Genomic DNA, 10,983 nt, shown 5'->3' on the forward strand with positions numbered 1-10,983 from the left:
AGAATATTTCTGAGCATAAAAATTATCTAATTTTTTCCTTTCGCGTTCAGACATGTCTTCCTTTCCGCGTTTGCTGATCTGCCATAAACCGGTTAAACCTGCAGGGCCGAGAAAGCGCATTGACCATTCATTTGAGGTAAGCATCTCGGCTTCATACAACGGCAATGGCCTGTTACCTACTACCGACATATCGCCACGAAGGATATTAAATAATTGCGGTAACTCGTCAAGGCTTGAATTGCGCAAAAAGTTACCCAGCTTAGTAATACGGGGGTCATTCTTGATCTTGACAAAGGCTACTTTATTATCAGTACCTTCTGAAGTATATTGATTATTTTCTGCCGATAACTTGGCAAGCAGCTGATCAGCGTCGGTACGCATCGACCTGAATTTATAAAAATCAAATACTTTATAACCTGTACCTACACGTTTGCTTTTATAAAATACCGGACCTTTTGAATCAAGCTTAATTAAAATGGCAACAACCAGCATAACTGGTGATAATACCAGCATCATACCGCCCGAAATTACGAGGTCGATAAGGCGTTTACCAGCAGGCATTTTATATGCTGTATCAACCACTTTTGATAGCTCAAGCAGTTTTGGCTTTATCAGCTTAAAGCGCACCAAAAAGTTAAGCCTCTCGCGCAAGTCGCTTATAGAAAAAGGCTCACCATAAAAGTCATGCACTTTTAGTTTAATGGCTTTTTGCTTTAACGTTTTATCATTGTGTGACGAAAGCAGCACGATGATCAAACCGTTTAACAGAAAACTCTTCTTCACCTCTTCAACCATTTTGATCCACTTACCTTCGGCATCAACTTCAACCAAAATAATATCAGGAACAGATAAAATAGATTGCTCGCCTAAGTAATCATTCAACTGATCAATAGAGTTGCTGTACGCAATTTTGAAACCTTCATTTAAACCATTAGAGATCTTTTCCTTAAACTCACTACCTGCATAAGCTATCCTGATGGTAGAACCCGAGCTTTCGTTCCAATCAGATGTTTGATGATTCATAAACTTGTAAAACTTGATTAATGGCTGTTTTTAATGCGGTTGGATTAAAGGGTTTGTGTATGTAAGCATCAACTTTAAAAGGCATGGCGCTCACCTGGGCGTCAAGATCATGAGCCGCGGAAAGCAGGATAACCGGTATGTCACGGTAGAAGCCGCTGATCTTTACATTTTTTACAAATGATTGTCCGTCGAAATAAGGCATTTGAAGGTCGGATATGATCAGTTCAGGCATATTGCCGTCTTCAAGCCAGCTAAATGCTTCAATTCCGTTATTCTTAACTACGATATCATACTCTTTTGAAAGAATAAAGTTGAGCAACTTTAGTATGCTCAAGTCATCATCAACTATAAGTAGCGTTCTTTTCATGCTTAATTAATGGGGTTATTTATAAGAGAGAAGCAGTTGTTTATTAATGAGTTGTGTTTTTATTATTTATTGTAAATGTCTTATAATATTAAAAAAATATAAACTTAATAAATATCATTAATGATAAGGAAATAAATTTATTAGCTATTTTAACCAAAAGCTAAATATAAAATAAATAGCTTAATCATCAATGCCTCTTGTTTTACATTGTAATTGTATACAAAAAACATTCCTGAAATGAAAAACAGCCACAATCAAAGACTTGATAGGCTTTTATACGTAGAATCGATAAAATAGTTGTGAAAAAACTTCGAAATTAACGGAAAGTTAATAGTTCGGCGAGGGATTTATTTCCACGGCGGGTAGCTGTTATTCCCCAAAATGGGATTTGTAATAGGCTTTATACTGCTACCTTTCTATTACTGATAAAAAATTCCCCGCCGGGTCTTTAAACCAGGCTATTTTGGGGCCGCCACTCAGAAATACTCCTTTTTCGTTTGTCTTAAAATTTTCCTGATCGTAAATCTCAAATTTAACTCCGCGGGCGCTGAGCTCATCTACTGTTTTCTCAACGTCATTCACTGGAAAATTCAGGATGGTAAAAGTAGCTGGAGTATGGTTGGGTTTAATATATATCAAAATAGGGGTGCTACCTGTAATATTGAGGTTAAGCAGGCCTTGCATTTCGGGCATTTCGCTTACGTCTAAACCAAGCACATTGGCATAAAACGCCTTTGCTTTAGCTGTATCATCTACTGAAAATCCGCTAAATGCTTTGCTGTCTTTTAACATGATAATTGGTTTTATATTAATGATAATACCTTAGTTTGAAATAATTTGTTTTGCAAAAAATGAGCTTAATCAGTCAAAATCTCCGCCCGGCAGCCTAACTCATTTAAAAAACTGATCAAAGATTTTGCGCATAAGGTGCCATTATCACATTGCACCCGCAGGATCCTGTCGCAATCATCCAGATCAAAATTGGCTTTATGATTTCTGAATGCATTGTGGATGGCATCTAAAAGCCTGTTGGCTTGCCGGCGTTTATTTACATTGGTTTTAAAAACTTCTACCACCATAAGTTTAATTGATACGTTACTTTTAATGGAGATAAGAAAATAGTTTAGCAGGGATAGTGCCCCTAACCATCCCTGCTAATGTTTAAATTATTACGGACGGTTAGGATTGAAAGAGATCATCCAGCTGATACCAAATTTATCTTTGATCCAGCCAAAGTAATCACCCCAAAATTCCTCACGCATCGGGCCGCCGCTTAGGTTTCCATCAGATAACCCCGCATGGATCTTATCCGCCTCTTCTTTTGATTCGCAGCTGATAGTAAGTGAAAAATTTGTGCCCATAGTCACCAGGCCCATACCTCCTTCTTCAACGCCCAAGGCGTCGGTACCCATAAGCATATTGCCCGGACCAAGCGGTAATGCAATGTGCATAAGTTTGTCAAGGTTTTTCTCAGCAAGCTTTGATGCTTCCGGGCCATCTTTAAAACGCATAACTACGGCAAACTCACCGCCAAAAACCGACTTGTAAAAGTTAAATGCTTCTTCGGTATTACCGTTAAAGTTTAAATAAGGATTTACGACTAACATGTTGCTTGATTGTTTTTGATTTATAATTGGTTAAGCTTTATGAAGTAAAGTTAGGTTTTATAACACAATATAGGAGGGTGCTATTAAGACATGTTAAGGGGCTAATTGCGACATCATAAATTTGACGCAATTACTTAAAAACTACATAAGTGTTATATATTATCGGCCGGTACCTTGTTTGATATAAACTTATACAGATATGGTGCTTTATGTGCGCCGCCAGTCCACTTTTTGGCTATTCTTTCCAAAATTCCAAGCCCCAGCATTTTTCGTTGAAAAGCCGCCCTAAGCAGTTTTTTATTCAGGATAGTTTCATAAAGCGATTGCAGATCGCCCATAGTAAACTCATCCGTTAGCAAGTTGAAGCCAATGAGCTTTTGATCGAGGTTGTTTTGCAGCGTTTGCAAAGCTTTGTCAATGATCTGCCGATGGTCTTGCATTAAAACAGGCAATTCGTCAAGGCTGTACCAATTGCAGCTATCGGAAATTTCATCCGGAGCCGGCACTGCTTTGGTAAAATCAACCAATGCATAATAGCCAATAGAAACAAAGCGTTTCAGCAGCCAATGGTTGGCGGGAGGGGTGTAGCCCCGGGCCAACATAATTGTTTTAAGAGGAGCAGGGTCATAACGGCTGTAGTCGCCAAAAACATAAAACTGTTCCAGGTAAATATCGGACAAAGCAGTACGGCTTTCCAATACCCGGCGGGCTGCCTGGTTAACATCTTCATTATCATAAATAAAGCCGCCTGGCAACGCGTATAACGATGAGTTTTTGTAAGCCAGCAATAACACCTTTAACTGGCTGTCATGAAAGCCGAAAATAACGGTATCAATGGCCAAACCGGGTAAAAACCCTTCGCCGCTTATATTACTTTCCTGTTGCTCAAACTCCTTGTTCATGTATCTTCAAAAAAAACGTTGCCACAAGTAACAAAAAAATTTGATATGTGAGATTAAATAATTTATTATTGTATCATTATGTTACAATAAGGTTTATTATCCTTATTTCCTTTTATCCCAAACGCTACAAACCAAATAACCAATAATGAAGAAACCAATTTTAGTAATGCTGTTGCTTGCACAAATTGCCTCGGTAAAGGTGATGGCGCAGCTATCTGCAAACAAAACCACTGTTGAGAATGGGGTGCTTGAAGGCTCACGCGAAGCATCAAACGTATTAAGCTTTAAAGGCATTCCATTTGCCCAGCCGCCTGTTGGCGATTTGCGCTGGAAGGAGCCACAGCCGGCCAAAAACTGGGATGGCACTTTAAAGGCCGATCATTTTGGCCACAACCCTATGCAAAAGCCCATTTTTGGCGATATGGGCTTCCGGTCATCGGGCATGAGCGAAGATTGTTTATACCTTAACGTGTGGACACCCGCAAAATCAGCCAAAGAAAAACTGCCTGTACTGGTTTATTTTTACGGTGGCGGTTTGATGGCGGGCGATGGATCAGAGTCGCGCTATGATGGCGAAAGCATGGCAAAAAAAGGTATTGTGGCATTAACCGTTAATTACAGGCTTGGTGTATTTGGTTTCTTTTCTCATCCTGAATTAACCAAAGAATCACCCAATCATTCATCTGGTAATTACGGATACCTTGACCAGCACCTCGCTTTACTTTGGGTGCAAAAAAACATAGCAGCATTTGGCGGCGATCCCAACCGGGTTACCATTGCCGGTGAATCAGCGGGATCTATTTCCGTTTCAGTGCAGATGGCCTCTCCACTATCAAAAGACTTAATAGCAGGCGCCATCGGCGAAAGCGGTGCTGGCATTAAACCAACACTTTTCCCTATACCATTGGCTGATGCTGAGCAAAACGGTGTTAAGTTTGCTGCTAATGAGAAAGCTGGCACACTGGCCGATTTGAGGGCCATACCAGCTGAACAATTATTAAACGACGCCTTTAAACCAGGTACGCCGCCAATGTCGGCCACTATTGATAATTACTTGTTGCCAAAATCGCTACCCGAAATATTTATGGCAGGTGAGCAGGCTAAAGTACCTTTGCTGGTAGGGTGGAACTCGGCCGAAGTACCTTTTCAGTTCATGATGAGGGGTGACGCACCAACGCTGGAGAATTACACCAAAACATTGAAGCAGTTGTATGGAGATAGGGCAGAGGAAGCACTGAAGCTATATCCCGCTGCCAATGACGAGGAAGTGATCAAAGTAGCAACCGACTTGTCAAGCGATCGTTTTATAGTATACAGCACCTGGAAATGGGCCGACTTGCAGGTACAAACAGGAGGGAAGCCGGTTTATCGCTACTTGTTCTCTCGGGTACGCCCGGCAATGGTTGCCTCCATGGGCAACGCCACTCCGGGGCTTGCCGGAGGTGTGGTTAAAGGCGATGCCGCAAAACCAGCCCCTAAAATGCCGCCACCAGTGGGTGCTGCACACGCTTCAGAAATTGAATATGCCATGGGCAACCTTGCAGGCAACAAAACCTACGCCTGGACACCCGATGATTTCAAAGTGTCTGAAACGATGGAAAACTACTTTGCCAACTTTATAAAAAAGGCTAATCCAAATGGTGCAGGCCTGCCTAAATGGTCGGCCATTACGGATAACAACAGTGTTAAGTTTATGAATATTGATGTTAAAAGCGAGGAGAAACATGAGGTTAACCGTGCACGTTACTTGTTTTTAGATAAAGATTACATGAAATAAGATTTTTTTTCAGATAGATGGGCTGGCTCCTGTGATTTTTCGCAGGGGCCTTTTTTGTGGATTGATATCGCTATCTTTATTTAATGAAATTGATCCCGGTAAAAAGCGTATTATCTAAATGGCTGTTAACAGCTATTGTGCTGCTTGGCTTTTTTACTTTTTCGGGGCTTACTATCCAAACACCATACAGGTTTAGTAAACCGCCTACAACATTAGTTGCCAGCTATGCCAACGGGACCTCCAAATCAATTTCATACAATACTACTTTAAAGGGAGTCAATCGAAATACCCTTTCAACTTTAATTTCCGGAGCCTGCAATCTACTGGCCTTAAGTTTTTTGCATAGCAGTGAGGCCAAGAATATGGCTAAGCAAACATCATGGTTGTTCATACCAAACAAACAGATCAAATATCTTTTTTTCATCAGGGCTTTCGGTTCAGATTCAGCCGATGACAGCTACCCATTTATAGGATAATCCCTCCTTTTTGATTACCAAAAGGTAATTACCCCATTTTAATTATTCGGATATCAGTCCCTATAAGGCTGTGCCCGTCATTTTTATTTGATGAGACAAAATGAAAAAAATTAAAAAGCTGATGAGGCTTTGCGGGCTTGCATTGTTTATGATATTGGCTGTTGCCGGGATAGGTATATTAGGTGTGGCCCCCACTTTAACTAAAGACAGGAAACTGTTTGCCGATAAGCACCCCAAAACAGAAATAACAGAAAAGGCCGAAACCGACCAGGAAAAACCCGACGAATAGCATATTACTTACTTAAGCATGAAGTTCATAGCGGCGTGGATAACCTGCTAATAGTTATCTTTGCCCTATGAACTATTTTGAATTTTACGGCATCCCTGAATCTTTTAAGGTTGATCAGGCTTTGCTGAAGAAAAAGTTTTACGAGCTGAGCAAACTTTATCATCCCGATTTTTACGCTAACGAGGATGAGGCGAAACAACAGGAAATATTGGAGCTATCTACCATAAATAACAAGGCTTACCATGCGCTTGGCGACCCGGCCAAACGTTTGGAATACATTTTAAAGCTGCATGACCTGGTATCTGAAGGTGCGAAACCACAATTACCTGCAGATTTTTTAATGGAGATGATGGACATTAACGAGCGGCTGATGGACGTTGATGATGCAACACAATTAGCCTCTATAACCTCAGAAACACTTGCTATTGAAGGCGATATGAATGAAGAGCTGACAAGTCTCACTAACGACTATGAAGAACTGGACGATACAGCCAAAGAAAGCCGCCGGATAGAAATTGCAAATATTTACTATAAACAAAAATATTTGTTGCGAATTAAGGAGAGTTTATCTACATTTGCAGCCCGCTTGTAAGGGAATACACTTACAAAATGCCCAGATGGCGGAATTGGTAGACGCGCTGGTCTCAAACACCTGTGGGAAACCGTGCCGGTTCGACTCCGGCTCTGGGTACAAAGCCTCGGTACGAAAGTATCGGGGCTTTGATGTTTTTAAGTTCATTCAAATGATTATCGATGGCGTCCAAACTTCGTGTGTTTGGGAGTTCTAAAAAGCGGCAGCTGTTGCTGCCTCTCCATATATTCTGGATTGCTATTTTTAGAATGAAGTTTACCTTGCTTATGATTATTGCTCACTAACTCTTAATATCATCCCTTAAACTATTAATTGAGCATCGGTTTTTCAAAAATTGTAATTTTTCCATTACTTTAGATGCTTCTAACCAACCCCTCATTAATTACTAAGACAAAGCAATACTCGGATGCGATGGGTGATATAAGTAGTGTTACTGATGATGAACTTGCTTTTCTGTTAAAACAAAGCAATAGTGCCGCTTTTGAGAAAATTTACAGCAAATACTGGGACAAGTTATTTGATTATGCCTATAAACGGTTAAATAATGCCGAATTGTGTGAGGAAATTGTACAGGAGATATTTATAAGGCTTTGGGACCGGCGAGAATCATTGGAGTTTACAACCGGCCTGATGAATTATTTATTTACTGCTGCAAGGTATAGTGTCATTGATCAATACCGTCGTCAATTAGTTCAAAATTCTTTTATCGCAGCCAGCAAGTATAATTTGCATATTGATAACTCAACAGAGGAGCGCATCTTTGTCAATGATCTCAAAAAATATCTCGATGATCTGATCGGCACACTTCCGCCTAAGTGCAAAAGCGTATATGAATTGAGCCGGTTGCAATATAAAACCAATAAAGAGATAGCCGAAATTCTCCATATATCCGAAAAAACGGTTGAAGGTCATCTCACAAAAGCCTTACAGCGCCTCCGTGTTGGAATGGGGGAGCTGCTGTTTTTGGCAGTCGTTTTTTTTATAAAATAATTTTTTCGGCAGAGCAAGGGTTAGCCTCCATCTCCTCGACTTGCTATTATAAACCAAGATAAATCTGCATTAATTATGAATGAAATTCAATTATCCGAATTATTGGATAGGTATCTTGACGGTACCTGTACATCTGAAGAAAAGCAGGTGATCGATAATTGGTTTGAGCTGCATGAAGATAAACCCGGATTTACGGAAAGTTTATCGGATGAGAACAAAGAGCAGCTTAAACTAAGGATATTTAATGCTATCTCTCATGAGGATGAGATTAAATCTTCCCCAAAACCGGCTGTGAGGTCACTGTACAAAAGCTGGTGGCTAAGGATTGCCGCTGCCGCCGTTTTATTGGTGTTTGCCAAAGTTATAATTATTGACATCGTATTAACTCCAGCTAAGTTCCCCGAAACGGCGGTGACGGATATGGTGATTACCAATCGCACTAAAAACATTATCAAACAGCTGTTGCCCGATAGCAGCGTGGTTTGGCTTAGCCCTGATGCAAGCCTTAGCTATCCTAAAATTTTTGCGGCTGCATCACGTAACGTTACCATGCAGGGCGAATGCTTTTTTGAGGTAACAAAAAATGCCAGGCGTCCATTTATCATCAGTAGCGAACATATTATAACCAAAGTGTGGGGTACAAGTTTCCGCGTACTGGACAATAAAGCCGTATCTGCAGCCATCGTAACAGTAGTTACAGGTAAGGTTTCTGTGAGTAAAAGAGGCAGCAACGGTGAAAGGGCAGGAGCCAAGCTTGCAGCGGGAGAGGTGATGCTGTTGCCTAAAGAAGAGGTTATCTATAATAAAAACACGGATTTGCTTGTAGCAAGCAAGCAAGCCGATATATCGGCAGTTAATATTTATAAACATATCGACCTGTTATTTGAGAATGCCCGGCTTACTGAAATCGTGGATGTATTGAACCAGAAATTTGATGCTCACATTAAAATTCAGGATGAGGGTTTGAATAAGGCTGTAATGACAGCTGATTTAACGGGCCTGAACCTGCCCGAAGTACTTGAAGTGCTCAAAGCTTCTATGAAACTCAACTACGAGGTCACCAATGATCTCATCGTACTGAAAAAAACCAATTAATTTAAAAAAAGGAAATTATGAGAAAACATTACCCGACATAACACCACCGCCTTTCCAAATAAGGGTACAAAGGTGCTGTAACACCTCTGTACCTGGATTTCAAGCCCATAGATCGCATCAATAAAATTTGGTGATGGGGCTCTTATTATATTTTTTTCACAAAATACAATCATTTCAAATTTATGAATTTTTGTTTACTTAATTCCCATTTCTGGTGCAAGATCATGAGGATTACATTTAGCCAGTTATTGATTATTATGTTGATGACCGGCATGAGCTATGCAAGGCCCACTTCGGCACAAACTATACTGGACAAGAAAATCACGTTAACTGTTGAAGAGAGGACGCTGGTTGAAGTACTGAAAGTTTTGGCTAAGAAACATCAGGTACAGTTTGTTTATAACCAAGATATTATTCAACCCCAGGAAAAAGTATCCGCGACATTTAATGACCAAAGCCTGAAGGATGTACTGGATCAATTGCTTTTCAAGTATAATATTAACTATGAGGTATTTAAAAACAAAGTCATCCTCATGAAAGCGCTGCCCGCTGAAGGGCAGGCGGCCAGTCAGGCTTCTGCGCCGGATCTTAAGATCAGCGGCAAGGTTGTCGACGAAAAAAACCAGCCACTTATCGGCGTAAGCGTAAGTGTCAAAGGCACTACCAGGGGCACCGTAACCGACATCAACGGGGATTTTTCCATCACGATTGCCAGGGCAAGTGATATATTGGTGTTTAAATATATCGGTTTTTTGACGCTTGAAAGAACGGCAGAGGGTGCTGCGCCTTTAACTATCAAACTTACAGCCGATGCTAAGGCACTCAGTGAGGTTGTAGTTATCGGCTACGGTACTAAAAAGAAAATTGATCTTACAGGCACGGTAAGTTCCATACAGGCTGAGGAAATAACCAGGGCAAATGCAACAGGAACACAGGACGCGATGCAGGGACGCATAGCCGGTGTGGATATAAAAAGGGGCTCAGGAAAGCCCGGATCCGATTTTTCTGTCGAGATAAGGGGGGCCAACTCAATAACCGGTAATACACAGCCCTTGTACGTGATTGACGGTGTCCCTGTCGCGGTTAACGGCAGTCCTTCAAATCCTGTCAATGATATCAATCCCGCCGATATTGAAAGGATAGATATATTGAAAGACGCGTCCTCAACAGCCATATATGGTTCACGGGGGGCTAATGGCGTGGTGTTGGTTACCACCAAGAGGGGTTCTAAAGGTAGTTCGAGGATCATTTATACCGGCTATCAGGGTATTGTGAACCCATATCACCTGCCTCCGGTAATGGATGGGCCTACTTTTGTAAACTACGTGAGGGATTTTTTCAATGCGCAGGCCGGATATCCCGCTACACCTATTCCTGACAGCAAATTATTTTCAGCCACGGAGTTAACAAATATCCAGAACGGAACTTATACAAACTGGATAGACCTGATCAAGCGTAATGGTTCGCAATCCAATCAAAACATTTCTATAACAGGAGGTGATGATAAAACTACCTATTTCGCGTCGGCAGGTTACCAGCTTTATCAAGGCACAACCAAAGCGGAGGATTCTAAAAAATACACTTTGAAAGCCGGTTTGGACAAAACCATAAACAATACTTTTAAAGCCGGGGCCTCTGTCTACGCTACCTTTGTCAATAACCACCTGGGCAGCGCCGAGGTTTTCCGTTCGGCCTATAGGCTGCGCCCAACGGGCAGTGCTTATAATGCCGACGGTACGCCGCGTTTCTTCGCTTACGAGAGCGAGACGCAGATCACCAATCCCCTGTTTGAATTTAATAACGAGATAAGGCAGCAACAATACGTACACGTATTACCCAATATTTACGCGGAAGCAAACCTGATG

The 10,983-nt window shown here is 41.2% G+C and carries 13 protein-coding genes and 1 tRNA gene; 8 read left to right on the top strand and 6 right to left on the bottom strand.

Going from position 1 to position 10,983, the window contains the following annotated elements; all coding sequences use genetic code 11:
• The 6 genes from VF500_RS21580 to VF500_RS21605 form a co-directional block, all read right to left on the bottom strand.
• Nucleotides 1-1,023 (bottom strand): sugar transferase (locus VF500_RS21580; RefSeq protein ID WP_330861665.1); only part of this gene is annotated, 1,023 nt, incomplete at its 3' end.
• The gene (locus tag VF500_RS21585) at nucleotides 1,004-1,390 is read right to left on the bottom strand and encodes a response regulator (RefSeq protein ID WP_121225542.1); all 387 of its coding nucleotides are present in this window, start codon (nucleotides 1,388-1,390) and stop codon (nucleotides 1,004-1,006) included. The genes VF500_RS21580 and VF500_RS21585, both read right to left, overlap by 20 nt.
• Nucleotides 1,391-1,798: 408 nt before the next feature.
• Nucleotides 1,799-2,182 carry a VOC family protein gene (locus VF500_RS21590; protein WP_330861666.1) on the bottom strand — a complete coding sequence of 128 codons (384 nt, stop codon included), beginning with the start codon at nucleotides 2,180-2,182 and terminating at the stop codon, nucleotides 1,799-1,801.
• Nucleotides 2,183-2,247: 65 nt separating this feature from the next.
• Nucleotides 2,248-2,469: a hypothetical protein gene (locus tag VF500_RS21595; RefSeq protein ID WP_330861667.1), complete on the bottom strand. Its 222-nt coding sequence runs from the start codon at nucleotides 2,467-2,469 to the stop codon at nucleotides 2,248-2,250.
• Between the two features lie 90 nt (nucleotides 2,470-2,559).
• Nucleotides 2,560-2,997 carry a VOC family protein gene (locus VF500_RS21600; protein ID WP_330861668.1) on the bottom strand — a complete coding sequence of 146 codons (438 nt, stop codon included), beginning with the start codon at nucleotides 2,995-2,997 and terminating at the stop codon, nucleotides 2,560-2,562.
• Nucleotides 2,998-3,149: 152 nt separating this feature from the next.
• Entirely contained in the window at nucleotides 3,150-3,899 is a 750-nt protein-coding gene (locus VF500_RS21605) for an NUDIX hydrolase (protein WP_330861669.1), read from the bottom strand.
• 145 nt (nucleotides 3,900-4,044) lie between these two features.
• On the opposite strand from VF500_RS21605, the gene VF500_RS21610 reads away from it, so the two are divergent.
• The 8 genes from VF500_RS21610 to VF500_RS21645 all read left to right on the top strand — a co-directional run.
• Nucleotides 4,045-5,676 (top strand): carboxylesterase/lipase family protein, encoded by a 1,632-nt coding sequence (locus VF500_RS21610; protein ID WP_330861670.1) that lies wholly within the window; start codon nucleotides 4,045-4,047, stop codon nucleotides 5,674-5,676.
• A gap of 83 nt (nucleotides 5,677-5,759) precedes the next feature.
• Nucleotides 5,760-6,152, top strand: a complete 393-nt coding sequence (locus VF500_RS21615; protein WP_330861671.1) for a hypothetical protein — start codon at nucleotides 5,760-5,762, stop codon at nucleotides 6,150-6,152.
• Nucleotides 6,153-6,252: 100 nt separating this feature from the next.
• Nucleotides 6,253-6,441 (top strand): hypothetical protein, encoded by a 189-nt coding sequence (locus tag VF500_RS21620; protein ID WP_330861672.1) that lies wholly within the window; start codon nucleotides 6,253-6,255, stop codon nucleotides 6,439-6,441.
• A gap of 67 nt (nucleotides 6,442-6,508) precedes the next feature.
• Nucleotides 6,509-7,033 carry a Fe-S protein assembly co-chaperone HscB gene (gene hscB / locus VF500_RS21625; RefSeq protein ID WP_330861673.1) on the top strand — a complete coding sequence of 175 codons (525 nt, stop codon included), beginning with the start codon at nucleotides 6,509-6,511 and terminating at the stop codon, nucleotides 7,031-7,033.
• Between the two features lie 19 nt (nucleotides 7,034-7,052).
• Nucleotides 7,053-7,132, top strand: a tRNA-Leu gene (locus tag VF500_RS21630).
• A 312-nt stretch (nucleotides 7,133-7,444) separates the two neighbouring features.
• Nucleotides 7,445-8,023 carry an RNA polymerase sigma-70 factor gene (locus VF500_RS21635; RefSeq protein WP_330861674.1) on the top strand — a complete coding sequence of 193 codons (579 nt, stop codon included), beginning with the start codon at nucleotides 7,445-7,447 and terminating at the stop codon, nucleotides 8,021-8,023.
• A gap of 75 nt (nucleotides 8,024-8,098) precedes the next feature.
• Complete coding sequence (locus tag VF500_RS21640) at nucleotides 8,099-9,118, top strand: FecR family protein (RefSeq protein WP_330861675.1); 1,020 nt, start codon at nucleotides 8,099-8,101, stop codon at nucleotides 9,116-9,118.
• Between the two features lie 224 nt (nucleotides 9,119-9,342).
• Nucleotides 9,343-10,983: SusC/RagA family TonB-linked outer membrane protein (locus VF500_RS21645; RefSeq protein WP_330861676.1), on the top strand; the 1,641-nt coding region annotated here is incomplete at its 3' end.

Origin of the sequence: Mucilaginibacter sp. (genome assembly GCF_036383575.1) — a bacterium.
GTDB lineage: Bacteria > Bacteroidota > Bacteroidia > Sphingobacteriales > Sphingobacteriaceae > Mucilaginibacter.